The following is a 26,570-nucleotide window of genomic DNA, read 5'->3' as shown; positions in this document are numbered from 1 at the left end:
CCTTGTGTGGCCTTGTTTTTATCAGGCATATGCTTGTCCGGCATTGCTTAATTAATACAACTATGCCGTCTGTTCGTCTAATACCTGTTGAATAGCCTGTTTAAAGACCTCAACCGGCTGGCCACCACTCACCAGATATTTATTCGCCAGAATCACTCCGGGTACGGAGTTAATGCCCATCTGCTGGAATTGTTGTTGCTCAGCACGCACGGCACCCGCATAAGTCTGCTGCTCAAGTAACTGCTGCGCTTCTTGTGCCGATAAACCCACACTCACGGCAATAGCCACCAGATTTTCACCAACGCTGACATCCACACCATCGCGGAAATACGCGGTAAACAGCGCCATTTTTAATTGTGTTTGCAGGTCGTCAGCGTAGTCTGGACTTTCCTGCAGTTCACCGGCCCAGGTTAAAAGCTGATGGGCGTTAAAGGTGTTCACAATGCGTTGAGTGTCTGAAAAGTTAAACTCAAACCCCAATTCATTGCCTAGCTTTGTCATATGAATGCGGTTCTGTTCACTTTCTTCTTCGGTGCTGCCGTATTTTTCAGCCAGATGTTCTCTGAGGTTCTGGCCTTCAGCGGGCATATTCGGATTCAGTTCGAATGGATGCCAGCGGATTTGTATTCCAGCCTCTGGAAAAGACTGTGCCGCCTGTTTCAGTGCGGAATAACCAATCGCACACCAGGGGCACATAACATCAGAGATGATATCGATTTGCAGAGCCATAAAAAAACGCCTGTGTCTTATTAACTGAAACCAGTATGACACAGGCGTTTGCTGACAAGTTCCACATTCGGTGGAACGCTGTTTATCAGTTGGTATATGGCATCACATTAACAGATCATGATATTGCTCACGCAGCGGCACTTTATGCAGTTTGCCGGTTGCGGTATGGGGTAATTCCTCGACAAATAAAACCTTGTCTGGCATCCACCATTTCACAATTTTATCGTCCAGATACGCCTTCACATCATCTTCACTGAGTGATGATCCGGGCTGTTTAATCGCTAACAATACCGGGCGTTCATCCCATTTCGGATGAGGAACACCAATCACACAACACTCGGTAAGCTCCGGATGACCAACCGCAATATTTTCCATATCAATGGAGCTGATCCATTCTCCGCCGGATTTGATCACGTCCTTAGAACGATCAACAATGGTGAGGTAGTTATGCTCGTCAATGGTGGCCACATCACCGGTATCAAACCAGCCATCAATAAAGCTGTCTGACGCCTCATTTTTGTAGTAACCATTCACAATCCAGGGGCCACGAACTAATAAACGCCCAGAGGCCACACCGTCACGCGGAAGTGGCTGAAGGTTGTCATCCACAATCTTCATTTCTACCCCATAAACCGGCCGCCCTTGTTTCGCTTGCAGCTGATAACGTTCTTCCAGTGGCAAGGCTTCCATATGTTTATTGTGTGAGTTCAGGGTCCCCACCGGGCTCATTTCGGTCATGCCCCAGGCGTGAATTAAAAACGCATCGTGTTTTTCCTGAAACGCACGAATCATCGAGATTGGTGCCGCAGAGCCCCCCACGATCACATTCTCAACCGAATCGAGTTTTTTACCGATGCTGTCCATATGATTCAGCAACATCAGCCAGACTGTTGGTACCCCTAATAATAAATCAGGCTTTTCTGCCTCAATTAATTCCCACAACGAAGCACCGTCCATTCCCGGCCCCGGGAAAACCTGTTTCGCACCGGTTATAGCCGCGGAATAAGGCGTTCCCCAGGCATTCACATGGAACATAGGAACCACAGGCAAGAAACAGGTTGAAGAGGCCATGCCCATTACTTCTTCCCCCACCGACGCCAGTGCGTGCAACACCGTCGAACGATGACTGTATAACACACCTTTCGGATTGCCCGTGGTGCCAGAGGTGTAACACATAGAGCAGGCGCTGCGTTCGTCAAACTCGGGCCACTGGAACTGATCTGATTCAGCGGCCAGAAGGGTTTCGTAACAATGCGCATTCGCCAGGCTGGTGTCTGGCATTTTGTCTTCGTCGCATAAAATAATGAATTTTTCGACACCAGAAATCTGACCCTGAATCGCCTCCAATAACGGCACAAACGTCAGATCAACAAACACCAACCGGTCTTCAGCATGGTTGATAATATAAACCAGCTGCTCGGCAAATAAGCGCGGGTTAATGGTATGTAACACGGCACCGGTTCCGGAAATGCCGTAATAGAGCTCAAAGTGACGGTAGTTATTCCACGCCAGTGTGGCCACCCGATCACCCTGCTGAATGTCGTAACGCGCCAGCAGGTTGGCAATACGTCGCGCACGGCCTGCGGCATCTTTCATGGTGTAACGGTGAATGTCGCCTTCACAGCGGCGGCTGACAATTTCTGTCGACCCGTGTGTAGACTCTGCGTGTTCGAGCAAGGTGGACACCAGCAGTGGGCTGTCCATCATCAGACCTAACATAACAATCTCCTGTTACTGATATTTATCTTTATTTTCAGGAGTATTGACAGTAATAGCGGCTTGCCGGAAAAACAAGCCACCGAAATGTAACAATTCGTGAAGCGTTATTTTTTGATGGTTTCGTTGCGATCCAGTGCACCAATATCCAGAACCGGTGCAGCATCAATATGTTGGGCGTCCATCATATAAGCGACTCGCTCCAGCGATGATAAAATCATCGTTTGCTCCCAATCGTGTAAGTCCTGGTATTGGCGCACAAAGTCATCCTGCAACGGCTTCGGTGCATCGACCAGAGTTTCAAACGCCTTATCGGTTAAATACACGTACACTTTGCGCTTATCGGCTGTACCACGTTCACGATAGACATAACCACCACGCTCAAGGCGATCCACAATCGTGGTGACCGTCGCCTGCGATAATGATACCTGCTTGGCAACCTGCCCCACGGTCAGATCGCTGTTCTCCCGCAAGGTTTGAAGAATTAATAATTGGGGCGAGGTAAGCCCGGAGGTTTTACTGAGTTTTTTAGAGTGGAGGTCGGTTGCACGAATAATACGGCGTAAGGCGACCAGCACCTGATCATATCTGTCCATTTTTTTGCCTGTTGCTGAAGCTTTTAAGCAAGCATCTTTAAATACAGTATAACGGCCAGATAACGGTGAAAAAAGAAGCGGTAGCAGAATAAGGGATAGCCAGAAACAGAAAAGCCGCGCTGGAATCAGCACGGCTTTCGGGATTAGAATGATTTCTTCCGAAAATCAGAAGTAATAATCCATGGTGAAGTACCAGTAATCTTCATCAGCGTTGTTCAGCTCACCATTTTGGCCAATGGTACCATCATTGGTTACGTACTCTACGTAGAACCAACCCGGGCCGTAATCATAGCTCATACCTGGTGCAAAGCTATCTGCAGAGCCGACGACGTCTTCATTGCCTTTAGTGTTGCTTTCAGCATTGGTATAGTCAACGTAGAAGTTGAAATCATCCATCGCATAACTAACAGTTAAGCCCTTACGATCGTTTTTGATTTCGGCTTGTGGAACATCCGTAGATTCAGCTACGCCACGCAAATCACGATAAGTTGTCATATATTGCGCTTTCACACCAACAGGGCCAAATTCACCGCTGTAGTACACGATGGCGGCATTGTGATTACCATCATAAGGCCGTGCATCATTTGCATCGGATAAATCACGCAAACGACCATTCTGGTAAGAGGCACCCACTTGCTGGCCTTGGCTGAATTCGTACGCTACGTTACCAACAAAAGTCTGGCTTTTTTGGTAAGTCGCCGTTGAGCCCCAATGACCGCCATCATCCATGGTTTCTGTAGAGTTTCCGAAATCATCTACGTGGAAGTAAGCCACATCGTAAGTTAATGCACCTTCAGTCGCAGTCCACTTAACACCCACATCCATCTGGTCGCCATAACCGCCTAATAATTCGTCGCCAGGCCAGAAATTCATCGTGCCATAACCAAATGGAACTGCAGATTTACCAATTTTAACCTGGCCATTGCCAAACTCTTTGCCAACCCAGGCTTTATGGAAACCAAAGTGACTGCCAGTGTTATTGTTATCTGGATCAGTAAATGCACCTTTGCCATAACGCATTTCAGAAGAGAATGTCCAACCGCTGGCTTCATCTGTTTTATCAATATATAAAACTAAGGCTTCAAAGTTAGTATCACCATATGTTGCTTCATCGACGTCACCGTCATAAATAGCATGGTTCAACCAAAAGCCACCGGAAATAGCATCGGAAGCAACAGCTGGGAACGCTGTTGCTGCTGCCATAGCGGTTACTAAAAGTGTTTTTTTCATTATCCTTACCTTCCTTTTTTATGTACCGAGCGATTAATCATTGTTGAGCATTTTGCCCAATAATGAATGAAACAATTCTCTGTCGCCTATAAACCCGACGATCTCATTATTTTCTTCAATAAATACAGCATGATCGGTTTCATAACGAATTTCCAGTACTTCACGCATAGAAGTTTTTGCATTTACAATCGTACCGGTAGCAGCAAATAAAAAATCATCCGCTTGATCAGGTTTTCTTTGTAATGGTGTCTTTTGATCACGATATAAAATAGAAGATTTATCCGTTGTTAACCAATAATCATGTCGTTTACTCAGACGGAAGCCCTTATCACATTGCTCAAGTTGCGATAACGGACGCATTAAGTCTTTTGCTAACAATACGTTCATCGGATTCGTATGCGCGACAAAATCACGCACGTAATCATCAGCCGGGTTCATCACAATATCCTGCGGATTTCCATGCTGAACAATTTCACCATCCTTCATAATGGCAATATGATTACCAATTTTTAATGCTTCATCTAAATCATGCGAGACAAATATGATGGTTTTATTGAGCTTTTCCTGCAGTTGTAATAATTCATCCTGAAGTTGACTGCGGATTAAAGGATCTAATGCTGAGAAAGGTTCATCCATCAACAGAATGTCAGACTCGGTAACCAATGCACGCGCCAGGCCAACCCGTTGTTGCATTCCACCGGATAATTGCCCGGGTTTATGGTCAGCCCATTCTGTTAAGCCAACAATATCCAATTGTTGCTGAACCCGTGTTTGGATCTCTTTTTTATCCGTCCCTTGTAACTCCAGTGGCATTGCCACATTTTGAGCCACCGTCAGCCAGGGCATCAAAGCAAACTTCTGAAACACCATTGAGATAGTTTTCATCCGTAGCTCTCGCTGTGTTGCAGCATCGGCTTCAGCAAAGTTGATCATTTCTCCCTGGTATTCAACATTCACTTCACCACGAGAAATAGGATTAAGACCATTCACACACCGCAATAAGCTAGACTTTCCTGAGCCGGATAACCCCATCAGTACGCATATTTCACCGCGTTTAACCGATAATGACGCTCCTTTAACACCAAGTACCTGGCCAGTTTCTTCTAATATCTGTTCGCGTTTTTTACCTTCGTCCAGTAATGCCAATGCAGCAGAAGGGTTATCACCAAAAATGACATCCAGGTTTTTAATTTCGATCATGCGCTCACCTGCTCTTTCTGTTTAAACAGGCGATCTAATAAAATAGCCAATAAAACAATTGCTAACCCAGCTTCAAAACCACTGGCAATATCAACGGTATTCAGTGCTCTAACAACAGGTTTTCCCAGACCATCGGCACCCACCAGTGCAGCGATCACCACCATGGATAACGACAACATAATGCATTGCGTGATACCCGCGGCAATATTGCTGGCCGCAGCGGGCAATTCAATACGTAATAACAATTGCATCTTTGTCGCACCAAATGACTGCCCGGCCTCAATCAGTTCTTTTGGTACTTCAGAAATACCGAGGTACGTCAGACGTATTGGAGCGGCAATGGCAAAAATAATGGTAGAAATTAATCCAGGTACCACTCCCAAACCGAATAAAGTAAGCGTAGGAATCAAATAAACAAAGGTGGGTACGGTTTGCATTAAATCCAACACAGGGTGCAAGGCGCGAAATAACCAGGGGTGATGTGCAGCATAAATACCCAGTGGCAAACCAATGAGCATACAAAAGAGAGTGGCGTAAAGAACCAGAGACAGGGTTTCCATGGTTTCCTGCCAATAACCCAGATTCCAGATTAATAACAAAGAAGCTACAGAAAAAATCACCAAAGAAACCGAGCGATGTAACTTAAACGCAATGACTGCGACCAGAACAATAAAAGCAGCCGGATGCAGCCATAATAACCCGGAAGTTAATAAATCAATCAGCCACTCCAATGAGTCCGAAATAACATCAAAAAAGCCTGCGGCATTATCCACCAGCCAGTCAAAAAATATCTCGGTATAATCCCCTAATGGGATTTTATAATCTTCCACGTATTTACCTGCCATAGCCGCACAGGTTACCCGTACAGCGATTCTTTAAATCATTAGCAAAGAGGCAGGATGAGCAGGTGCCCACCCTGATTGCAAATCACATTACTTATTTAGTTAATGCCATTGCAGATTTCAGCGCTTCAGCACCATCTTTTGTAGTAACGCCCTTTAACCAGGCATTTAATGCTTCTGGGTTTTTCTTGATCCAGGCTTTTGCAGCTGCTTCTGGCTTCTTACCATCATCCAGAATCGCCGCCATAATTTCGTTTTCAGCCTGCAGTGTAAACGTCAGGTTTTTCAGGAACTGCCCCACATTTGGACACGCTTGTGCATAACCTTTACGCACATTGGTTTCAACAACGGCACCACCCAGGTTCGGGCCAAAGAAATCATCACCACCTTCCAGGTAGGCCAGGTCAAAGTTCGCATTCATTGGGTGTGGCTCCCAACCCAGGAAAACAATCCAGTTGTCACGACGGGTTTTACGCTTCACCTGCGATAACATGCCGGCCTCACTGGATTCAACCACTTCGAAATCTTTTAGACCAAAAGCATTCTGATCAATCATGCTTTGAATTAAGCGGTTACCGTCGTTGCCGGGTTCGATGCCATAAATTTTACTGTCGAATTTATCGGCATATTTGGCAATATCAGCAAAACTTTTTACGCCCGCATCATAAACATATTGTGGTACTGCTAAGGTATATTTTGCACCTTCAAGATTCGTCACCAGTGTTTCAACAGTGCCACGTTCACGGTAAGGCTTAATATCGGCTTCCATGGTTGGCATCCAGTTACCCAGGAACACGTCGATATCATTATTTTCTAATGACTTATAAGTAACCGGTACAGAAAGAACCTGAGTTTTGGTGTTATAGCCAATGCTTTCTAATACAACCGAAGCAACAGCCGTTGTTGCGGTGATATCTGTCCAGCCAACATCCGAGAAACGTACCGTGTCACACTGGTTATCTGCCGCTTGTGCGATGACCGGTGTGAGTAACGTTGAGCCAGCCAGTAACGCTGAACTTAATATCTGTTTGATTTTCATGCCTTCTTCTCCGTGGTTTTACCTTTAGCCGTTGCTTTTATTAATACTGATTCATATCAGTTTTATTATTTAACTGTCGGTTTTGCTATTTAAAAGAGCTACTTCACGCTGTGCGACACCACTTCTCTGGCGCTCTTGCCATTGGTGATCCATGCCAACGACTGCCTTGCTTGCTGGTAACAGTGAATAAGCAGGATCATGGTGTTTTTTAATCAGATCGGCGGCACGCTCTGCCGTCATAATAGTGGGCGCGTTTAAATTGCCATTCGGAATGGTTGGAAAAATCGAAGAATCCACCACTCGCAGCCCTTGCACGCCATGCACCTGAGTATTGGAGTTCACTACCGCCATATCATCTTCCCCCATTCGACAGGAGCAGGATGGGTGGTAAGCACTTTCAACATTTGCACGAACAAATTGGTCGATTTCGTTATCCGTCTGAATATGTTCACCCGGTTGAATTTCGCCGTCGCGGTAATCATCAAATGCCGCCTGACCAATAATTTCACGGGTACGTTTAACGCAATCACGAAAACCTTCGATATCGTCTTCATGCTGTAAATAATTAAATAAAATATCGGGGTGCTGCTGGGGGTCAGCACTTTTAATATGCACATGACCCCGACTTTTTGGTTTGTTATGGCCAATATGTACCTGAAAACCATGGCCATCAAACGCGGCCTGACCGTCGTAACGCATCGCTGCAGGCAAAAAGTGATATTGCAAATCTGGCCATTCAACGCCCGCTTTAGAGCGAATAAAGCCACAGGATTCAAAATGATTGGTTGCTCCTAAGCCAGTCTTAGTAAAAAACCAGCGAGAGCCAATTAAAAATTTACTCCACAGCCCAAGCTTACTGTTCAGGGTAATGGGTTGTTTGCATTTAAATTGGAAATAAAACTCCAGGTGATCCTGCAAGTTTTTACCAACCCCCGGCAACTCATGCTGTACTTCAACACCGGCTTTTGTCAGCACCTCAACATCACCAATACCAGATAACTGTAAAATATGAGGTGAGCCAATGGAGCCTGCGCTTAGAATAACTTCTTTATTGGCTTTTACCTGCAAGACCGTATTTTTATGCCGATATTCCACTCCAACGGCTTTTGGACCTTGTTCGGTTTTTTCCAGAACAACTTTATTTACTTGAGCTTTTGTAATGACCGTCAGGTTTGGACGTTTCATAGCTGGGCGTAAATAAGCATTCGCTGTCGACCAGCGCAGTCCATTTTTTACCGTCATATGCATGGCACCAAAGCCTTCTTGCTGCTTGCCATTATAATCGTCGGTAAAGTCGTAACCGGCTTGTTGCCCCGCTTCAATAAAGGCTTTATAAAGCGGGTTTTTCATCTGGTTACCGTTATTGACACCTAACGGCCCGCCTTGGCTGCGATATTCGTCTGCACCATAGGCCCAGTCATCCGCCTTCTTAAAATAGGGTAAACAATGGGAGTAATCCCAGTTTTCTGCACCGTGCTGCGCCCACTCATCAAAATCACGGGCGTGACCACGCACATACACCATGCCGTTAATGGATGATGAACCACCCAACACCTTGCCACGAGGGCAATGCATAACACGATTATCCAGATATGGCTCTTCCACCGTATGATATTGCCAGGCGTATTTTTCGGTATTCATTGGAATGGACAATGCGGTTGGCATCTGGATAAAAATGCTTTTATCGCTGCCACCGGTTTCGATCAGCAATATCGAATGCTGTGGATTTTCCGATAAACGATTGGCCAGTACACAACCCGCAGAACCCGCACCAACAATAATAAAGTCATAGGTTTCTTTCATAGCAGCGTACACCTAAAAAGGGCTTTCCAGCGGGTTCATGCCAACATACACCGCTTTTAGTTGGGTGTAATGATTTAACGTTGCTAATCCATTTTCGCGACCAATGCCCGATTGCTTATAACCACCGACAGGCATTTCTGCCGGAGAAGCACCGTAAGCATTAATCCAACAAATGCCCGCCTGAATCTGATGAATCACCCGGTGCGCACGGCGAATATCATTGCTGAAAACACCGGCTGCTAATCCCAATTGGGTATTATTCGCGCGCTGAATCACTTCTTCTTCGGTTTCAAATTCCAATACCGACATCACCGGGCCAAAAATTTCTTCTTTAACAATGGTCATATCGTCGTGACAATCCACAAACACCGTTGGCGCCACAAAATAACCGTTAGGGGCAGAATCAGGCTGCAATGCTTTGCCTCCACATAACAAGGTGGCGCCTTCCGCCTTCGCGGTTTCGATATAATCCAAAACACGCTGGTAATGATTTTCTGAAATCAGAGCGCCCAGATTCACCGCTGGGTCTAACGGGTCTCCGGCAACAATATTTTGCTCAGTTCGCTGCTTCAGTTTTTCAAGAAACTGGTCTTTGATACCCGCTTGCAAAAACACCCGGGTACCGTTGGTGCAGATTTCGCCCTGGGTATAAAAATTACCTAACATGGCAGCGCTGACGGCTTCATCAATATCGGCATCATCAAAAACAATTAACGGCGATTTACCACCCAACTCCATCGTGACGTCTTTTAACGTGGTCGCTGCGGCGGCCATCACCCGTTTGCCGGTTCCGACTTCCCCGGTGAATGACACCTTTTCAATATGCGGGTTATGCGTTAACCATTCCCCCACCTCACGTGCGCCATGCACCACATTAAAGACACCGGCAGGAACCCCAGCTTCGATAAAAATCTCTGCCAGCTTACAGGCGCCCATCGGGGTTTCTTCGGAGGGTTTAAAAATCATAGCATTACCACACGCCAGAGCCGGAGCCGACTTCCAACATGCAATTTGCAACGGGTAATTCCATGCACCAATACCCGCGCACACGCCCAGAGGCTCGCGACGGGTGTAATAAAAATCACCGCCGAGGTCTTGCTGATTACCTTCAATTGAGGGGGCTAACCCAGCAAAAAATTCAATGGCATCTGCACCTGTAACAACATCCACCACACTGGCTTCCTGCCAAGGCTTTCCGGTGTCGAGCACTTCCAGCTTGGCCAGTTCATCGTTACGCTCACGCAGTAATGATACGGCGTTATTCAAAATTCGGCTGCGTTCAATCCCCGTCATGGATGACCATTGTTGAAAACCGCGTTGAGCACTCTCAATGGCTTGCTGTTGAACATAGTGGTCAGCGACTTCAACCTGATACATCACCTCAGCCGTTGCCGGGTTGATCACGTCAAAAGTTTCCCCACTTTGATTGCTGAGGTAGCAACCGTCGATGAAGTTTTTCAGGATCATGCTTAATTCCTAACGCTACTGGCGATCCAGCAGCTCATCTATAAACGCTTTGCAGTGTTGCTCAGCAGCGACAAAAGCCTGCTCAGGGGTGCTACTTAACGTACTTCGTAACCAAAAACCATCAATCATGGAAGCCGTTCTTTCAGCAGCAACTAAGGCGTCTTCGCGCGGCATCAACGCAACAAAGGAATACAGCAAATTGCTGTATAAGCGGCGACTGTTGATTTGTTGCAAGCGTGACAGTTCTGCGCAATGTGCCGCTTCTGCCCAAAAACATAACCAGGTTCGGGAGGCCGAAGGCGATTGCTGAAAGCTGGTGAAATTCGTTTCGACGATACGATACAGACGTTCTTTTGGTGGGATTGCGCCATCGGATTGCAAACGCTGTTGAAGACCCAAGCGTAACTGTTCCAGCAAAAAGCGGACGGCCGACTCCAGCAGTTTCTGCTTGGAGCCAAAGTGGTGGTTGATCAAACCAACGGAAATATCAGCGATACCACTGATGGTTTTGATGGTAGTGCCTGAAAGACCATACAACTCTATGGATTTCAGCGTGGCCTGAACAATATCATCCCGACGCTGACTCTGCTGTTTTGAGCGGCTCATAACTTTGATTGAATGTTCATTTAGATTTAAGACTAAACAATTGATGTCTAAACATCAAGCCAATGACTGGTATTAAAACTGACCCGAATGGGTAAAAATACGGGCATTTCACGCCAAAATCAGCCGCATCCCTGCTGAATTGCCCTACCATTTTCCTTTAGACAACAAAGAGTTTTTTTGAGAAATGCTTTTCTAATCCTGCATACAGAATTCAAATCCTTTAATTCGTAAACCTTTAGAAATGTAATCATTTACATGAACACCAAAGGTACCACTACGAAAAACACCTGCTGCTTTATAAAACTCTCCGCGATCATCTTGCGGCGCATTCGCCAGATTAATGATTCGTTCGGGCTGTGGCTCTTTATCCGGGCCTAACACCATGATGGCCTTGGGTTTGAGCGAGAATCCAGGGTCAGACGACAAAATAATCCCGACTTCACCATTGGTCATTTCTATCAGATAACCCGGCGGGTATAAGCCAATCATGGCAATAAACTGGCGGGCAATGTCAGTATCAAATTGACTGCCAGCATGACGATTGAGAATTTTCAGGGCATCTATCGATGACATGCCTTTCTGATAACACCGGTCGCTGGTCATGGCATCGTACGCATCAGCAACCGTCACTATCCGGGTAAACAACGAGATCTTGCTGGCATCCAGGCCTCGTGGATAACCCTTACCATCCAGGCGTTCATGGTGGGTATAAGCCACATCGACGGCACCCGGATAGATATCGGAACGCCCCATCAACAGTTGCTTAGCATAGGTAGTATGACGCGCCATCTCCTCAAATTCCTGAGGGTCCAGCGGCCCGGGTTTATTGAGGATTTCAGGCGGGACTTTCATTTTGCCGATGTCGTGCATCAAACCACAAATGCCAATATTTTCCAGCTCGTAGGGAGCCAGGTCCATTTCACGACCCAGCGCAATAGAAAGCAGACAGACATTCACCGAGTGTTCAGCCGTATATTCGTCCTGATGCTTGAGGCGGGTTAGCCAGAGAATCGCATTAGGGTTATGAATAACCCGATCAACACACTCCTTAACTGCAACTTTGGCACCTTCCATATTCATGGCCTGACCCAGATAAGCACTGTTCAGCAGAGTTTTTACCTGCTGCTTAGTCGCCTGATAGGTTCGGTTCGCCTGAGTCAGCTGCTGCGCCATCTCTTGCTTCTCAACGAAGCGCTGGCGTGTCTGTGGTTTTCCGGCAGTCGCTCCATGGTGCTCTTGCCACTCTTCTTCCAGGACATCCACATAAACCCAGGAGCACACGTCCTGAACCATACGAATATCATCCGGACTTTCGAGTAAAAAGCCCTGAAACAAAAATGGAGATTCAATCCATGGCCGGTCAAGTTCAACAATGTGCATCCCTAACGTTAACTCAGACACATCCAGACGCTTCCGCGTGTGTCGTTTGTTGATCTGAAATTGCCGGCCATTACGCGTTTTGGTAATGGAGCCAATCACAATATTGGGTCGCCTTTGTTGGTTTAGTGGTGTGAATTATCGTTATTTTCAGTCTAGCGACGAGCCGCGAAAGTGCTGCACTCAGTCGGTAGAAATGCGTATCTGGCTGTAACCGTTATTCGCTTCAAAGTGTAAGCGCTGCTCAATCGCCGCCGGAATTTCATTGGCAAGATGTGTCACATACAACAAGGTCACCTGCCGTTGCTGAGCCAAACGATTGATGAACGCCAGCACCAGCTGTCGGCTCGGATCATCAAGCCCCTGACATGGCTCATCCAGAATCAATAACGGTGGCTGTTTAATCAGCGCCCGGGCAATCAGCACCAAGCGCTGTTCACCATAGGATAAGTGCTGCAAGCTTTGGTTGGCCTTATCACGCAGACCAATGAGCTCAAGCCATTGCAGCGCCAGCTCTTTATCATCATCGCCAGTGGCCTGATACAAACCGATACTGTCGTATAAACCGGAAATCACGGTGCTCAATACATTGGTGGTAGCGCGGTATTCCCACTGCAACGAAGCCGATACGATGCCAATGTGTTTTTTGATATCCCAAATGGTTTCGCCCGTGCCACGCTGCATACCAAACAGCCACAGGTCATTGCGGTAACATTGTGGGTTATCACCAGTAATCAGCTGCAACAAGCTGGTTTTACCACAGCCGTTAGGCCCCTGAATGGCCCAGTGCTGGCCTGGCTCAACCTGCCAGCTCAGCTGATCAAATAAGGTACGTTCGCCATAACGAATACTGACATCCGTCAGCCGCAACAATGGCTCATCAGCCGCCAAGTCATAGTGACGAACAGACTCAGGGAACTCGGCTAACTCACGATCAAAGTGCATTAGCCCGGACACTTCGGGTTGCGCCAGCACTTCTGCTTTTGCACCGGAATACAGCATCTGCCCTTGGTGCATAAACACAACATGGGTAATCCAGTCAGGCAGCTCATCGAGACGATTAGCTACCCAAACAATCGCCTGACCTTGCTGCTGAATACGTTCCAGCTCGGCGTTGAGTGCAACACGGCTGTTCTGATCCAGCCCTTCTAATGGTTCATCCAACACCAACAAATCAGGCTGCTGGCGCAAGCTGTTAATCCATAACACCTTGCGGCTTTCTCCCGTGGATAAGGAACGAAAACCCTGATCAAGCAGATGGCCGATATTCAGCACATCAATCCAATGGCGAACCTGATCATCCAGTGGTGTTAATAAGTCGCGTACCAGCGTGCCGGAATCGGGGCAATCATTCAGATCACTTTCATCCTGCTTACGCTCAAGCTCTATCTGCGCTGCCTGCGCTTCAAGAGAGACATAAGCTACGGCATCCGGCAAATCCGCCGCAACACCATGACTCAGACGTAATTCATCGGCAAACAAGCAGGAAAGTGCTGTTTTACCACTGCCATTCGTACCGGTAATGGCCCAATACTCACCGGGCTGGATTTGCCAGTCATCAAAACGAAGTTGGCGACCATCGTGTAATCGGGCTTGTATATCTGTAAATTGCATAGGATGGATCGAAGAAACTCAGCCCGGAGGCCACTTTAACGAGCGGCCACCAATAACGTGTAAATGCAGGTGAAACACACTCTGGCCCGCATCCGCGCCGTTGTTAACCACTAAACGGAATTTATCACCCAAGCCTTCCTGTTCAGCCACTTTATTGGCGGCCAGCATCAGATGACCCAATAGCGCTTTATCTTCTTCCTGTGCATCACACAAGCGTGGAATCGGCTTACGCGGGATCACCAGAATATGCATGGGTGCGGCTGGGTAGAGATCACGAAAAGCGAGGCACATATCGTCTTCGTAGACGATATTGGCGTCCATTTCGCCGCGGGCAATTTTGCCAAAAATAGTATCTTCAGACATTGACTAAACCTTTGTTAACTAAGACTACGATAGAAAAAAGAGACTCAGGTTACAATCTTTCTCAGCATCAATCATTATTCATCCCCCATAATCAGGTTTCTTCCCGCTTCCTTCGCACGATACAAGTGCTCATCGGCGCGGGTAAACAATTGCTCAAGGGATAATGGTGTATCCGTCAGGGTTGATACACCCGCCGATACGGTAATACGAACAAAGTCTTCCGGAATTTCAAAAATCCGCTCCTGAACCCCCTGGCGAAATCCATTCATCAGACTCACCGCTTTTTCATTATCCAACCCGGACAACAACACAGAGAACTCTTCGCCGCCGGTGCGAGCCACCAGGAAACGCCCCAGCCCATCGTCGAAATATTGCGCCATCTGCTGCAACACCTGATCACCAGCAAGGTGGCCGTATTCATCATTAATGCTTTTGAAAAAGTCGATATCCAGCACCACCAGACTCACCGGCGTCCCTTCGCGCTGGCATTTGTGTAATTGCTGTTCAGCTTCTTCGGTAAAATAGCGGCGATTGTACAAACCGGTCAGATAATCACGCGTCGCCTGATGATGAAGCTTCTCCATATTCTCCAGTGATTCAATATTGTTCGTAACACGGCAAAAGAACTCTTCTTGCTGGAAAGGCTTGGTCAAAAAGTCATTGGCGCCGTTTTTAATAAACTTCACCGACAATGACGCATCTTCCTGACCGGATAAGCCAATAACGGCGATGTTGCGCTTTTCAAACTGATGCCGAATCGCCTGCACCAGCTCAAAACCATCCATATTGGGCATATGATAATCCGAGATCACCAATTGAATACCCGGTTTCTGATGCAATATCTGCAACGCCTGCACACCATCCTCCGCCTGATGCACCCGATAACGATGTAAACCGAGCAACCCTACCAGGTAATTGCGATACGTCCGTGAGTCTTCCACCACCAGCACATCGACCTGACGGTTTTTATCCAGCCGATGCAGCATCTGAATGGCGTACTGATAAGAGAAGCGGGTTTCTTTGATGACATAATCGGCAACGCCTTTCTGCAATAGAGACTGACGAGTCTGCTCGTCACTGGTGCCGGTCAATACCACCACCGGCAACCCCTGCTCCAACAGGTAATCCACCAGCTGTCCATCTGGTGCATCCGGCAATGCCAGATCAATCAACCCAGCCACCAGCTCATGCCGATGAGTCTCATACAACTCCAGCGCTTCCGCCATATTCATGGCATAAATCACCTCAAAAGGGAGTTCCTGGCGAGCAATGTGTTTCAGTATTTTCAGAATAACGCTGCTGTCTTCAACAATCAGAAACTTCGGCATACTTTCTCCTGCACTCAGTTGTCACCCATCAGTGATGATGGATAAAGCCTTTCTCCCAGTTTAGAAGCTTTAACCAAAGCCGCCGGAATTTTCCGTGCCAGCCCCAGCTCACGGCTCACAACGAAACCAACACATCAATAATTAAGCTGATCTGCATCGGGTTGGTATGACACCTTTATTGAGCAGCAAGCAGAATTTGTTTACTATGCGCCGGATTTCTGATGAGAAGGCTCAGCTATGAATATCGTTGTTTACCCAGGCACATTCGATCCCATCACTAACGGTCATACCGATTTGGTGGAGCGCGCTGCCCGGATGTTTGACCACATTATTCTTGCTGTTGCCGACAACCCTAAGAAAAAACCCATGCTGGATCTCGCGACCCGTGTTGACCTGGCCGAAGAGGTTTTAGGGCATTTGCACAACGTTGAAGTGACCGGCTTCAGCAACTTATTGGCTGAGTTTGTGCAGGAAAAACGAGCCAACATTATCTTACGCGGCCTGCGGGCAGTGTCGGATTTTGAATACGAATTTCAGTTAGCCAATATGAACCGTGTATTGGCACCGAATGTTGAGAGCATGTTCCTGACCCCGGCAGAGAAACACTCTTATATTTCTTCTACGCTTGTGAGAGAGATCGCTTCTTTAGGCGGAGACGTCAGCAACTTCGTTCACCCGGCAGTTGCCAAAGCTTTGCAGAAGAGCGTTCCTAACAAATAAGTCTGCATCATAAGCAGACAACCTTTTGATGAGAGGTGTGTTATGGCCCTGATTATTACCGATGAATGCATCAACTGTGATGTATGTGAACCTGAGTGCCCGAACGAAGCAATTTCTGCGGGCGAAGAGATTTATGAAATTGAGCCATCCAAATGTACCGAATGTGTCGGTCACTACGATGAGCCGCAATGCCAGCTGGTATGCCCGGTTGATTGTATCCCTCAGGATGACAATAACATGGAAACCCAGGAAGAGCTGGAAGCTAAATACGAGAAGTTGACGGGCAAAAAAGTCGCTTAATCGCTGCTAGCCTGGTTCTTGGCATCAATACTGAAAAAACCTCTGCTTCGCAGGAAACAGAGGTTTTTTTATGTCTGTCTTATGATCAATTCACTGTTCCAGACACAAAAAGCATGGCCACTTGCACCCTGCACTCCGGTTAAGCACACTGACACCCTTCCTTTAAATAGCCGCCGATGGAATCCGGTTTATGTTAAAACGCTCCTTGCTGTTACTCAGTTCCACTCTGATCATTGCCTGCAGTCAGGCTCCGACTGAATTATCAACTACCGGGCCAAAGGCGTCAGCGACACCATCAAAAGCCGCGATTGCCAGCGCTCACCCACTCTCAACTCAAGCTGGTATGGATATCCTGGCACAAGGCGGTAATGCCTTTGATGCTGCCATTGCTGTCGCGGCCAGCCTCGGGGTGGTTGAACCCTACAGCGCCGGTATTGGTGGTGGTGGATTCTGGCTGATTTACGAAGCACAAAAAGATAAATACACCTTTATTGATGCACGCGAAAAAGCTCCGGCGGCGGCACATCGGGATTATTACCTGGACGAGAGCGGTACGGTAAATCGCGACAAAGCGGTGAATGGGCCAACCGCTGCTGGCATTCCCGGCCAAGCTGCGGCCTTTGTGCACCTGGCAGAAAACTACGGCAAGCTGCCACTGTCTGACTCACTGACAGCCTCTATTCAACAAGCACAGGAGGGGTTTCCTGTGTATGAGCATTACCAGAAGCTAATGGGCTTTCGTCTGAAAAACGTGCGTCGCTACACCGATAGTCGTGAAATTTTGCTGGATAACGGTGAGATTCCTGAGGTGGGTTACGTTATCAAACAACCCGACTTAGCCAATACCCTGCAAGCATTGTCTGACCGGGGTTTTGACGGCTTTTATAAAGGCGAGGTGGCCACAAAACTGGTCAACGCCGTACAACAGGATGGCGGCGACTGGACGCTGGATGACCTGGCCAACTATAACGTGGTCGAACGTGAGCCAATCCGCATACAGCTCGGCGAGTACGATATTGTCAGTGCCCCACCGCCGTCCTCCGGTGGTATCGCCATTGCACAAATGCTGAAGATGCTGGCACAGCAGACGGTACCCGACTGGAAATCACTGGATAAAGTGCAGCAAACGCATTTATTGGCTGAAGTGATGCGCCGCGCTTATAAAGACCGGGCAGAATATCTGGGTGATCCGGATTATGTGAACGTACCTGTCACCGAGCTGTTATCCGATCAACGTGCAGCAAACTGGGCGGCCAGTATCGATATGCAACAAGCTACCCCAAGCCTGAGCCTGAACGGTGTTAAAAATTTGCAGGAAGGGTTTCACACTACCCATCTGTCGGTCATCGACCAGCAGGGCAATATGGTGTCAGCCACACTGAGCATCAACTTACCGTTTGGCTCCGCTTATACCGCTCCGGGCACCGGCATTTTGCTTAACAATGAGATGGATGACTTTTCGGCCAAACCGGGTGAGTCCAACGCTTATGGCCTGGTAGGCAACGAAGCCAACGCCATTGCACCGGGTAAACGCCCGCTATCGAGCATGTCACCCAGTATTGTGAACACCAGACACAGCTCCGCCATAATTGGCACCCCGGGCGGCAGCCGGATTATTACCATGGTATTCCTCGGCATGCTGGAACATCTGCAAGGTAAACCGGTAGAGGATTGGGTGTCACGCCCACGCTTCCATCACCAATATCTGCCCGATGTGATTCAGTATGAGCCGGATACCTTTACTGAATCTGAGCAGGCCGCGCTGTTACAACAAGGCCACCAACTGAAACCGGTTGGTCGCCAGTATGGCAATATGCAGGCTATTTTGTGGGACAAAAAATCAGGGGAAGTTACTGCCGCATCCGATCCGCGCGGCCTGGGTGAATCGCAGGTCCACTGAACACGGTTGTTTTTTACTCAGGCATAACTACCACGCAGAGCGTGGGAGCCAGATGCCGTGCACTTTCCCTTCAAAACAAAAAAGGCCGCTGAAGTGTGATACTTCCGCGGCCTTTTTTAAACAGTCAGAATCAGAACATATAGCTGATATTCAGATCTGTAGTGTTAATTTTCGCCTCGAAGTCATCTTCTTCAAGAGAGTAGCGCGTGTGCTCAACACCAACACGAATATCGTCAGTAATAAACTTTTCCAGAGCAATACCATAGAAGAAGTCGTACCCGGAGAAATCCAGCTTTGAACCATCACTTTTGGCTTTTAAATCAGATTCCCAAGAGTGGAGACCCAGCTTACCCATCAGCTCAATATCCCAGAAAATCTGCTTACCAAAGCGGCTGGCAATCTGAATAGAGCTGGTTTTTGCCTCATATTCATTAGCTTCACCTTCTTCAACATCCAGTGACCCCAAAGAGCGGTAACCCAGCAACACATCAAAACGACTGGTGTCCGAAAGGCTGAAGTGCGTTCCGAGATACGCACCACCAGAAATTCCATCACCCGTATTGCCGTCCTGATCAAAGTTGGTTTGACCAGCACTGATCATGGCAAAATGACGAATGGTTTTGCCCTTACCTTCTTCAAGAGCAGCCACTTCATTATCGATATCACCACAACCTAAGCAGCGTACAAACGCACCTTGCAGCGGTGTAACAACCAGGGTTTCTGCCGCATCCGTCGCATTCTCTCCCAACAAGGTAAATGGCAGTGTCGCGCCATACACCAATGAGCCAGCCTGAGACAGAATAAAGTACAGAGGGCGAACAAAAACAGCATCAACGACCATGGCACCGGCGCTGGGCTTCTCATCAACCACCTCTGCTGTGACCATTCCACTGGTTAATAACGAAGCCGCTGCAACCGAGGCCAATAATGGCTTTTTCATTGCGGTCATGAATCGCATCTTTCATCCTCTTATTTTTGATAGGCAATATTGCTCGACTATAGCAGCCTGTTCAGCGTGCGTCACGACTCCGGCTTAGAGATGCTGATCGTTCCACAAAAAATACGGCCGCTCGGTAACCAGTAAGCAAAATTGCTTAGCGTTGGCGCTTAGGTCGTCAACGCTGACACTTAGGTCGTCAACGCTGACACTTAGGTCGTCAGCGTTGGCACTTAGAGCAATAAACCGTTGCACGTTGTCCCTGGCGAATTTCTTTCAGTGCCGAACCACAATGCAAACAGGGTTCACCGCCACGGCCATAGACCAATAACTCCTGAGCAAAGTAGCCCGGCTTACCATCGCCACCAACAAAATCTTTCAGCGTGGTGCCACCCTGAGCAATCGCCTGCTCCAGAACCAGCTTGATACAAGCCACCAGCTTGTCATAACGGGCTTTGCTCACCTTACCTGCCGCCAGCGTGGGGCGAATACCTGCCATAAACAGGCTTTCATTGGCGTAGATATTCCCCACGCCTACAACCACTTTACCGTCCATAATAAACTGCTTAATGGCCTGAGTTTTTTTGCGACTGCGTTGAAACAAATAATCCACATCAAACGCATCCGACAAGGGCTCTGGCCCGAGGTGATCCAGATGCTCACTTTCGGTGGCATCCGGTGCCTGCCATAACAAGGCACCAAAACGTCGCGGGTCGTGATAGCGCAGGATTTTGCCATTCGATAGCAACCAATCGATGTGATCATGCTTTGCGACCGGTTCATCATCGTCAACCAGGCGCAAAGAACCCGACATCCCCAAGTGCCAGATCGCAGTACCAACATCGGTTTCCACCAGAATATACTTTGCCCGGCGGCTAAGCTTACGAATTGGCTGCCCTTGCAACAACTGAACAGACTTCTCTACCGGCCAGCGCAATTTAGGCTGACGGACGATAACCTGCTCAATGACGGTGTTTTCTAACCAGGGTTCAATCCCCCGCAGTGTTGTTTCAACCTCTGGTAACTCAGGCATAACCCACCCTAATCAAAAATCTCAGACATAAAAAAACCCGACCAAGGCCGGGTTTTTTGCGCAGTATAAAGAAACTTACTTAATTTTAGCTTCTTTGTACATTACGTGCTTGCGAATGGTTGGATCAAATTTTTTGATCTCCATTTTCTCAGGCATAGTGCGCTTGTTTTTGTCTGTAGTGTAGAAGTGGCCAGTACCGGCACTTGAAACCAGACGAATCTTATCACGTGGCATAACAGGCCTCCTTAAACTTTCTCACCGCGAGCGCGGATTTCGGCCAGAACAGCATCGATACCTTTCTTATCGATGATGCGCATGCCTTTAGTGGTTACACGCAGACGTACGAAACGCTTTTCGCTCTCTACCCAGAAGCGGTGGTACTGCAAGTTAGGCAGAAAACGGCGCTTAGTTTTGATGTTTGAGTGGGAAACGTTGTTCCCTGTTACAGGACGCTTACCTGTAACCTGACAAACCTTAGACATTGATTTAGCCCCGATTTAACTGTATCGAACAAATGAAAAATTCGTTACAACCGTGGGCGAGTCGGCCAAAATTTGGCTTCAGACAAATGCCCTGGCTGAAAAGAGTTGCGCTTTATACCAAAAGGATCCTCACCAGGCAAGTGAAAGCGTTATTTTGGATGCTTTTTCGACGTTTTGGCCGAATTCCACTCGGCTTTATGACTAAATCCAACCACGTTCGGCAAACGACACACAATAGCCATCACCAACAACCAGATGATCCAACACCCGAATATCCATCAATCCTAACGCTTGCTGTAAACGCTCGGTAATGGCTTTATCAGACTGACTCGGCTCAGCAATACCAGACGGATGGTTGTGCGCCAGAATCACCGCTGCGGCATTTAGTGCTAACGCCTGCTTAACCACTTCTCTGGGATAAACCGCCGCACCGTCCAATGTACCGTAAAACAACTCCTGATAACGAATCACCCGATGCTGGTTGTCCAAAAACAAACAAGCGAAAACCTCATGACTACGATCACGTAACTGAGATAACAAATAACGCTGGGTTAACTGAGGACTGGTCAGGGCATCACTGCGCTCAAGCTCCTGGGCCAAATGGCGCTTAGCCATTTCCAACACGGCCTGGAGTTGAGCAAACTTCGCGCTGCCAAGGCCAGGACGACGACAAAACGTTGCCTGATCCGCCGTCAATAACGCCCGTAAGCTGCCGAAATCGGCTAATAATTCACGCGACAGGTCCACGGCACTTTTACCAGTGACACCGGTACGCAGAAAGATGGCCAACAGCTCAGCATCGGATAACACCCGTGGTCCTTGTGCCAGCAGTTTCTCTCTGGGCCGCTCCATAGCTGGCCATTCACTAATCGACATCCCCACCTCCCTGTAGGTCGCTGACTGATATATACTCAACACCATTCTTAACAGCACCCGAATGACTATGCAACAACTGACCAATAAGCGCATTTTACTGGGCATCACTGGCGGCATTGCTGCCTACAAATCGGCCGAACTGGTTCGCCACCTGAAAAAAGCCGGAGCCGATGTTCGTGTCGTGATGACCAAGGGCGCCATGGAGTTCATTACTCCATTAACGCTGCAGGCGTTATCCGGCAACCCGGTACATCACGCGCTACTGGATCCGGAAGCAGAAGCCGGCATGGGCCATATTGAGCTCGCCAAATGGGCTGATCTGTTATTGGTTGCCCCCGCCTCCGCTAACTTTCTTGCCCGTTTATCGCAAGGCCTGGGGGATGACTTATTAACCACCATTTGTCTTGCAACGGAAGCACCTCTGGCGATTGCACCGGCAATGAATCAGGCCATGTGGAAGGACGGCACAACGCAGCAGAATTTACAGCGACTGATTGATATCAAAGGCAAGAACTTCCATGTTTTCGGGCCTGATGCCGGCGAACAAGCCTGTGGTGATGTCGGCCCGGGACGCATGCTCGACCCGGAGGTGATTGCAGCCAGCTGTGCCGATTTGTTTGAAACGGGTTTGCTGGCGGGCATTAATCTGGTGGTCACCGCCGGACCAACCCGTGAAGCAATCGACCCGGTGCGCTATATCAGCAATCACAGTTCCGGCAAAATGGGTTACGCCATTGCTGAAGCGGCCCGCGACGCCGGAGCCAGAGTGACCTTAATCTCCGGTCCAGTAAATTTGCCCGCTCCCGAACGCATTACCCTGAAACAAATCAACAGCGCTCGAGACATGCTGGATGAAGCCCTTGCCCAAATGGGAGAATGCCAGGTCTTTATCGCCGCTGCAGCCGTAGCCGATTATCGTCCATTAACGGTTGCTAATCAGAAAATTAAAAAATCCGGTGATCAGATAGACATCACCATGATTAAAAATCCGGATGTCGTTGCCACCGTGGCGCATCACGAGCAACGCCCTTTCACAGTGGGCTTTGCCGCAGAGACTCAAGCGGTTGAAGACTATGCCAGAGGCAAGCTGACGAATAAGAACCTGGATATGATTGTGGCCAATGATGTTTCTCGTGAAGACATTGGTTTCAATAGTGACAATAATGCGGCAACGGCTATCTGGCAGGAAGGGCAACAGTCGTTTGACTCGATGAGCAAACACACAATGGCACGCCAGCTGATTGAGCTGATCGCAATGCGTTATCAGGAAAGCCAACAACATCCGGCCGGATAATTTTTCCTACAACCCGATATTTATAACAGCCATACATAAGATTAATTCTATGCAAACATTACAAGTCAGAATTCTCGACGACCGAATTGGCAACGAAATTCCAATGCCAGAATACGCGACCAGCGGCTCCGCAGGACTGGATCTGCGTGCCTGTCTGGATGCACCACTGACGCTGCATCCTGGTGAAACTCAGCTGATCCGTACGGGTTTATCGATTTTTATTGAAGACCCGTCATTAGCTGCGATGATTTTGCCACGCTCAGGTCTGGGCCATAAACATGGCATTGTGCTGGGTAATCTGGTGGGCTTAATCGACTCCGATTACCAGGGTGAACTCATGGTCAGCTGCTGGAATCGTGGCAAAGACAGCTTCACGATTGAAATAGGTGAACGTCTGGCTCAGTTAGTGTTGGTTCCTGTTGTACAAGCAGAGTTTGATATTGTCACCGAGTTCACAGAAACTGAACGTGGCAGCGGTGGCTTTGGTCATTCCGGACGCCAATAATATAAGTCAGATCAGGTGCCATGCGCCTGATCGCCATCGATAAAAAATAATGATCAGAAGGGATGCCCATGACGACCGAAGTTCGCCGCCCCAAAGGCACCATTGTAATGTACAGCCGTATTACTATTTGGTTGGCATTATTGTTTATATCCGGCGGACTGGCCTTTCAAAGCCTTCAGGTTAACCTTTTTACTCAATCCGAAGTCGACCATGCGTTTGCCAAAGCCATGGCCGGGCAAATGTCCCACTCACTGAAAACTCAGCTCAACGACACTCAACGCCTGCAAAATGCCGCGAGTCGCCACCCAAAAACTCTGGCGGCCCTGGAATCCGGAGACCCGTCCTGGAAAGCAACATTAAAGCAATTTATGCCCGGCGCTACGCGCATTCATCTGTTAAAGCGTAATGATGCGATGGGGCTGCAAGCGTCTATGGGATTCGCCGTTCAACAGGTCGTTACCCGCACCTTACGTGGCAATAAAATGAATCTGGAAGCGGTGATGCGCAACCAGAAACAGCAGTTCTTCTGGGCCTCCGCTATTCATAACAGTCAGGGCAAGATCGCTGGGGTGTTATTAGTAGAGTATGGCGTTGACTGGCTGAAACAATTTCAATCCGGGACCAGCAGTTTGCTGGGTGAAGTGGTCGTTAACCAATACATTGATGAAGACAAAAGCAAAGGCTTTGAGATTTTCCGCCTGGGTCGGGCCAGTGAGAAAACCGGCGCTGCCGTGACTGAGTCCATTAATGACTTCTGGTACCTGACCTACATCCCTGCTAATGAGCGCCCACAACTTGAGTTGCTGCCACTGGCAACTTCATGGATTGTTGTGCTGGTCCTGACTCTGACGGGCTTATTCATTATCGTTTTTCTCCAGAAAAAAATGGTTCAGCAAAACCAACTCAAGTTACTGACTTATGTCCGTACACTCAGCCGCAAGGGAGAAAACCAGTTTCCTCAATTTTCGCTACAACTGTTTCACGATATTGCCCAACATATGGAGCACCTGTTAAAAACCGCTCACACTGCCAGTTCCTCAGATGAATCACAGAGCTCCACACGAGAAAAACAGGACATTTCCCTCGAACAACCCAGAGTCAAAACAGGCAACAAACGAGCCGTTAACTCTCTCACTGAAAACTCAAACGCCCAGACCATACCCGGCATGGAAGTCGAAGAAGTCAGTGACAATCATGGCCAGAAGCCAGAAATATCTCAGACGATTTTCCGTGCCTATGATATCCGCGGCATTGTTGGCCAGGACCTGACTGTCGATGTGGTGTACTGGATTGGTCGCTCACTCGGAACAGAAGTGCAAAAACGAGGCTTTAACAAGATCAGTATTGCCTGGGATGGTCGCCCATCCAGCCCTGAACTGGCAGAAACACTACAACGCGGCATCAATCAAAGTGGCTGTGACACCATCCTGTTAGGCGCGCAACCAACCGGGCTGTTGTACTTTGCCACACATGAACTGGACACATCCTGCGGTGTTGTGATCACCGGTAGCCATAACCCATCTGAATTTAACGGCCTGAAGATAGTGATTGATCGACAAACACTGGCTCAGGACGAATTAATGGTGCTGTACCACCGCATCGCTCGTAATGACCTGGCATCAGGTGAAGGCAGCAATGAAAGCCGCAACCTGGAACAGGATTATCTGGACCGGATTGAAGGCGATGTGCAAATCAACCGTGATCTGAAGGTCGTGATTGATGCGGGCAACGGCATTGCTGGCCCGGCGGCAAAACAACTTATGGAAATGCTGAATATTGATTGCACCGCGCTGTACTGTGACGTCGATGGCAATTTTCCGAATCACCACCCAGACCCCAGTCAGCCGCACAACCTGGCCGATCTTCAAAAAGCCGTTGTCGAACAACAAGCCGACCTTGGGCTGGCGTTTGATGGAGATGGCGATCGTGTCGCATTGGTCGACAATCAGGGAAAAATCATCTGGCCAGATCGGTTATTAATGCTATTAATTGAAGATATTCTGCCGCGTAACCCCGGGCGGGATGTTATTTATGATGTGAAGTCATCGCGCCACTTAGCGCCGTTGATCAGTCGCCATGGTGGCCGACCAACTATGTGGAAAACCGGCCACTCTCTGATGAAAAAACGCATGAAAGACAGCAATGCGATTGTCGGCGGCGAATTCAGTGGCCACTTCTACATTCAGGACCGCTGGTATGGTTTTGATGATGGTTTGTACACCGCCGCGCGTTTATTGGAACTGATCAGCTTCCGTAACACCTCTGCAGCAGAACAATTCGCAGCATTACCTGAAGATGTCAGCACACCGGAAATTACCATTGCCACAACCGACACCCGCAAGTTCGAGATCCTTAAAACCCTGTCGACGGATCAGCAACTGACGGATGGCGCACGGGTATTCACCACCGACGGCTTACGTATTGAGTTCAGTGACGGTTGGGGGTTGATACGCCCTTCCAACACCACCCCAAAACTAACCCTACGCTTTGCTGGTAATGATCAACAGGCAATCATCAAAATTCAACAACGTATGAAGCAGGCACTTACCCTGCATGCGCCGGAATTACAGGTTCCTTTCTGAATCAAAAGGCCTCTATTCTGGAATTCAAGCG

The 26,570-nt window shown here is 48.2% G+C and carries 25 protein-coding genes; 6 read left to right on the top strand and 19 right to left on the bottom strand.

What is annotated here, in order from left to right; genetic code table 11:
* Positions 1-60: 60 nt before the first annotated feature.
* From KFF03_RS02285 to KFF03_RS02220, 14 genes are all read right to left on the bottom strand, one after another.
* Complete coding sequence (locus KFF03_RS02285) at positions 61-729, bottom strand: DsbA family oxidoreductase (RefSeq protein WP_255858657.1); 669 nt, start codon at positions 727-729, stop codon at positions 61-63.
* Between the two features lie 102 nt (positions 730-831).
* Positions 832-2,448: a long-chain-fatty-acid--CoA ligase gene (locus KFF03_RS02280; RefSeq protein WP_255858656.1), complete on the bottom strand. Its 1,617-nt coding sequence runs from the start codon at positions 2,446-2,448 to the stop codon at positions 832-834.
* 104 nt (positions 2,449-2,552) lie between these two features.
* The gene (locus KFF03_RS02275; RefSeq protein WP_255858655.1) at positions 2,553-3,041 is read right to left on the bottom strand and encodes a MarR family winged helix-turn-helix transcriptional regulator; all 489 of its coding nucleotides are present in this window, start codon (positions 3,039-3,041) and stop codon (positions 2,553-2,555) included.
* A gap of 165 nt (positions 3,042-3,206) precedes the next feature.
* On the bottom strand, positions 3,207-4,271 hold the full coding sequence (locus tag KFF03_RS02270; RefSeq protein ID WP_255858654.1) for a porin: 1,065 nt from the start codon (positions 4,269-4,271) through the stop codon (positions 3,207-3,209).
* Positions 4,272-4,304: 33 nt separating this feature from the next.
* A complete protein-coding gene (gene choV / locus KFF03_RS02265; protein ID WP_255858653.1) occupies positions 4,305-5,471 on the bottom strand; it encodes a choline ABC transporter ATP-binding protein in 1,167 nt (388 codons plus the stop codon).
* Positions 5,468-6,316 (bottom strand): choline ABC transporter permease subunit, encoded by an 849-nt coding sequence (gene choW, locus KFF03_RS02260; protein ID WP_255858652.1) that lies wholly within the window; start codon positions 6,314-6,316, stop codon positions 5,468-5,470. Before choW ends, choV begins: the two co-directional genes overlap by 4 nt.
* 91 nt (positions 6,317-6,407) lie before the next feature.
* Entirely contained in the window at positions 6,408-7,352 is a 945-nt protein-coding gene (locus KFF03_RS02255) for a choline ABC transporter substrate-binding protein (protein ID WP_255858651.1), read from the bottom strand.
* A 69-nt stretch (positions 7,353-7,421) separates the two neighbouring features.
* Positions 7,422-9,155: a choline dehydrogenase gene (betA, locus tag KFF03_RS02250; protein WP_255858650.1), complete on the bottom strand. Its 1,734-nt coding sequence runs from the start codon at positions 9,153-9,155 to the stop codon at positions 7,422-7,424.
* 12 nt (positions 9,156-9,167) lie between these two features.
* Positions 9,168-10,622 (bottom strand): betaine-aldehyde dehydrogenase, encoded by a 1,455-nt coding sequence (gene betB / locus KFF03_RS02245; RefSeq protein WP_255858649.1) that lies wholly within the window; start codon positions 10,620-10,622, stop codon positions 9,168-9,170.
* A 15-nt stretch (positions 10,623-10,637) separates the two neighbouring features.
* The gene (gene betI / locus KFF03_RS02240) at positions 10,638-11,228 is read right to left on the bottom strand and encodes a transcriptional regulator BetI (RefSeq protein WP_255858648.1); all 591 of its coding nucleotides are present in this window, start codon (positions 11,226-11,228) and stop codon (positions 10,638-10,640) included.
* A 192-nt stretch (positions 11,229-11,420) separates the two neighbouring features.
* Positions 11,421-12,707, bottom strand: a complete 1,287-nt coding sequence (locus KFF03_RS02235) for an HD-GYP domain-containing protein (RefSeq protein WP_255858647.1) — start codon at positions 12,705-12,707, stop codon at positions 11,421-11,423.
* A gap of 81 nt (positions 12,708-12,788) precedes the next feature.
* The gene (gene modF, locus KFF03_RS02230; RefSeq protein ID WP_255858646.1) at positions 12,789-14,219 is read right to left on the bottom strand and encodes a molybdate ABC transporter ATP-binding protein ModF; all 1,431 of its coding nucleotides are present in this window, start codon (positions 14,217-14,219) and stop codon (positions 12,789-12,791) included.
* 18 nt (positions 14,220-14,237) lie between these two features.
* Complete coding sequence (locus KFF03_RS02225; protein ID WP_255858645.1) at positions 14,238-14,582, bottom strand: histidine triad nucleotide-binding protein; 345 nt, start codon at positions 14,580-14,582, stop codon at positions 14,238-14,240.
* 74 nt (positions 14,583-14,656) lie between these two features.
* On the bottom strand, positions 14,657-15,910 hold the full coding sequence (locus KFF03_RS02220; protein ID WP_255858644.1) for a diguanylate cyclase: 1,254 nt from the start codon (positions 15,908-15,910) through the stop codon (positions 14,657-14,659).
* A 237-nt stretch (positions 15,911-16,147) separates the two neighbouring features.
* On the opposite strand from KFF03_RS02220, the gene coaD reads away from it, so the two are divergent.
* From coaD to ggt, 3 genes are all read left to right on the top strand, one after another.
* The gene (gene coaD, locus KFF03_RS02215) at positions 16,148-16,630 is read left to right on the top strand and encodes a pantetheine-phosphate adenylyltransferase (protein WP_255858643.1); all 483 of its coding nucleotides are present in this window, start codon (positions 16,148-16,150) and stop codon (positions 16,628-16,630) included.
* Between the two features lie 42 nt (positions 16,631-16,672).
* Complete coding sequence (locus KFF03_RS02210; RefSeq protein ID WP_255858642.1) at positions 16,673-16,930, top strand: YfhL family 4Fe-4S dicluster ferredoxin; 258 nt, start codon at positions 16,673-16,675, stop codon at positions 16,928-16,930.
* Positions 16,931-17,120: 190 nt separating this feature from the next.
* The gene (gene ggt / locus KFF03_RS02205; protein WP_255858641.1) at positions 17,121-18,830 is read left to right on the top strand and encodes a gamma-glutamyltransferase; all 1,710 of its coding nucleotides are present in this window, start codon (positions 17,121-17,123) and stop codon (positions 18,828-18,830) included.
* Positions 18,831-18,960: 130 nt separating this feature from the next.
* Here the strand turns inward: ggt and KFF03_RS02200 are convergent, their stop codons facing one another.
* From KFF03_RS02200 to radC, 5 genes are all read right to left on the bottom strand, one after another.
* Positions 18,961-19,779, bottom strand: coding sequence for an outer membrane beta-barrel protein (locus KFF03_RS02200; RefSeq protein ID WP_255858640.1), 819 nt, complete (start codon positions 19,777-19,779; stop codon positions 18,961-18,963).
* A 208-nt stretch (positions 19,780-19,987) separates the two neighbouring features.
* Positions 19,988-20,800, bottom strand: a complete 813-nt coding sequence (mutM, locus tag KFF03_RS02195) for a bifunctional DNA-formamidopyrimidine glycosylase/DNA-(apurinic or apyrimidinic site) lyase (protein ID WP_255858639.1) — start codon at positions 20,798-20,800, stop codon at positions 19,988-19,990.
* Positions 20,801-20,875: 75 nt separating this feature from the next.
* Positions 20,876-21,034, bottom strand: coding sequence for a 50S ribosomal protein L33 (gene rpmG / locus KFF03_RS02190; protein ID WP_068658359.1), 159 nt, complete (start codon positions 21,032-21,034; stop codon positions 20,876-20,878).
* A gap of 11 nt (positions 21,035-21,045) precedes the next feature.
* Positions 21,046-21,282 (bottom strand): 50S ribosomal protein L28, encoded by a 237-nt coding sequence (gene rpmB, locus KFF03_RS02185; protein ID WP_068658357.1) that lies wholly within the window; start codon positions 21,280-21,282, stop codon positions 21,046-21,048.
* 201 nt (positions 21,283-21,483) lie between these two features.
* Entirely contained in the window at positions 21,484-22,158 is a 675-nt protein-coding gene (gene radC / locus KFF03_RS02180) for a DNA repair protein RadC (RefSeq protein WP_255858638.1), read from the bottom strand.
* A 67-nt stretch (positions 22,159-22,225) separates the two neighbouring features.
* On the opposite strand from radC, the gene coaBC reads away from it, so the two are divergent.
* The 3 genes from coaBC (at position 22,226) to KFF03_RS02165 (ending at position 26,539) form a co-directional block, all read left to right on the top strand.
* Positions 22,226-23,452 carry a bifunctional phosphopantothenoylcysteine decarboxylase/phosphopantothenate--cysteine ligase CoaBC gene (coaBC, locus tag KFF03_RS02175; RefSeq protein ID WP_255860820.1) on the top strand — a complete coding sequence of 409 codons (1,227 nt, stop codon included), beginning with the start codon at positions 22,226-22,228 and terminating at the stop codon, positions 23,450-23,452.
* A 49-nt stretch (positions 23,453-23,501) separates the two neighbouring features.
* The gene (gene dut / locus KFF03_RS02170; protein WP_255858637.1) at positions 23,502-23,957 is read left to right on the top strand and encodes a dUTP diphosphatase; all 456 of its coding nucleotides are present in this window, start codon (positions 23,502-23,504) and stop codon (positions 23,955-23,957) included.
* A gap of 68 nt (positions 23,958-24,025) precedes the next feature.
* Positions 24,026-26,539: a phosphomannomutase/phosphoglucomutase gene (locus KFF03_RS02165; protein WP_255858636.1), complete on the top strand. Its 2,514-nt coding sequence runs from the start codon at positions 24,026-24,028 to the stop codon at positions 26,537-26,539.
* Positions 26,540-26,570 lie beyond the last annotated feature (31 nt).

Origin of the sequence: Bacterioplanoides sp. SCSIO 12839 (assembly GCF_024397975.1) — a bacterium.
Lineage (GTDB): Bacteria > Pseudomonadota > Gammaproteobacteria > Pseudomonadales > Oceanobacteraceae > Bacterioplanoides.
Note: the sequence above shows the minus strand (reverse complement) of the source record. Positions and strands in the feature narration are given on the sequence as shown.

Excerpts from the sequence above, each read along its gene's own strand:
- dut (WP_255858637.1), top strand. The coding sequence starts at position 23,502 with ATGCAAACATTACAAGTCAGAATTCTCGACGACCGAATTGGCAACGAA.
- mutM (WP_255858639.1), bottom strand. The coding sequence starts at position 20,800 with ATGCCTGAGTTACCAGAGGTTGAAACAACACTGCGGGGGATTGAACCC.
- KFF03_RS02165 (WP_255858636.1), top strand. The coding sequence starts at position 24,026 with ATGACGACCGAAGTTCGCCGCCCCAAAGGCACCATTGTAATGTACAGC.
- KFF03_RS02220 (WP_255858644.1), bottom strand. The coding sequence starts at position 15,910 with ATGCCGAAGTTTCTGATTGTTGAAGACAGCAGCGTTATTCTGAAAATA.
- coaBC (WP_255860820.1), top strand. The coding sequence starts at position 22,226 with ATGCAACAACTGACCAATAAGCGCATTTTACTGGGCATCACTGGCGGC.
- rpmB (WP_068658357.1), bottom strand. The coding sequence starts at position 21,282 with ATGTCTAAGGTTTGTCAGGTTACAGGTAAGCGTCCTGTAACAGGGAAC.
- KFF03_RS02255 (WP_255858651.1), bottom strand. The coding sequence starts at position 7,352 with ATGAAAATCAAACAGATATTAAGTTCAGCGTTACTGGCTGGCTCAACG.
- radC (WP_255858638.1), bottom strand. The coding sequence starts at position 22,158 with ATGTCGATTAGTGAATGGCCAGCTATGGAGCGGCCCAGAGAGAAACTG.
- KFF03_RS02270 (WP_255858654.1), bottom strand. The coding sequence starts at position 4,271 with ATGAAAAAAACACTTTTAGTAACCGCTATGGCAGCAGCAACAGCGTTC.
- coaD (WP_255858643.1), top strand. The coding sequence starts at position 16,148 with ATGAATATCGTTGTTTACCCAGGCACATTCGATCCCATCACTAACGGT.
- KFF03_RS02285 (WP_255858657.1), bottom strand. The coding sequence starts at position 729 with ATGGCTCTGCAAATCGATATCATCTCTGATGTTATGTGCCCCTGGTGT.
- betI (WP_255858648.1), bottom strand. The coding sequence starts at position 11,228 with ATGAGCCGCTCAAAACAGCAGAGTCAGCGTCGGGATGATATTGTTCAG.
- KFF03_RS02210 (WP_255858642.1), top strand. The coding sequence starts at position 16,673 with ATGGCCCTGATTATTACCGATGAATGCATCAACTGTGATGTATGTGAA.
- rpmG (WP_068658359.1), bottom strand. The coding sequence starts at position 21,034 with ATGCCACGTGATAAGATTCGTCTGGTTTCAAGTGCCGGTACTGGCCAC.
- betB (WP_255858649.1), bottom strand. The coding sequence starts at position 10,622 with ATGATCCTGAAAAACTTCATCGACGGTTGCTACCTCAGCAATCAAAGT.
- modF (WP_255858646.1), bottom strand. The coding sequence starts at position 14,219 with ATGCAATTTACAGATATACAAGCCCGATTACACGATGGTCGCCAACTT.
- ggt (WP_255858641.1), top strand. The coding sequence starts at position 17,121 with ATGTTAAAACGCTCCTTGCTGTTACTCAGTTCCACTCTGATCATTGCC.
- choV (WP_255858653.1), bottom strand. The coding sequence starts at position 5,471 with ATGATCGAAATTAAAAACCTGGATGTCATTTTTGGTGATAACCCTTCT.
- KFF03_RS02225 (WP_255858645.1), bottom strand. The coding sequence starts at position 14,582 with ATGTCTGAAGATACTATTTTTGGCAAAATTGCCCGCGGCGAAATGGAC.
- choW (WP_255858652.1), bottom strand. The coding sequence starts at position 6,316 with ATGGCAGGTAAATACGTGGAAGATTATAAAATCCCATTAGGGGATTAT.
- KFF03_RS02280 (WP_255858656.1), bottom strand. The coding sequence starts at position 2,448 with ATGTTAGGTCTGATGATGGACAGCCCACTGCTGGTGTCCACCTTGCTC.
- KFF03_RS02200 (WP_255858640.1), bottom strand. The coding sequence starts at position 19,779 with ATGACCGCAATGAAAAAGCCATTATTGGCCTCGGTTGCAGCGGCTTCG.
- KFF03_RS02275 (WP_255858655.1), bottom strand. The coding sequence starts at position 3,041 with ATGGACAGATATGATCAGGTGCTGGTCGCCTTACGCCGTATTATTCGT.
- betA (WP_255858650.1), bottom strand. The coding sequence starts at position 9,155 with ATGAAAGAAACCTATGACTTTATTATTGTTGGTGCGGGTTCTGCGGGT.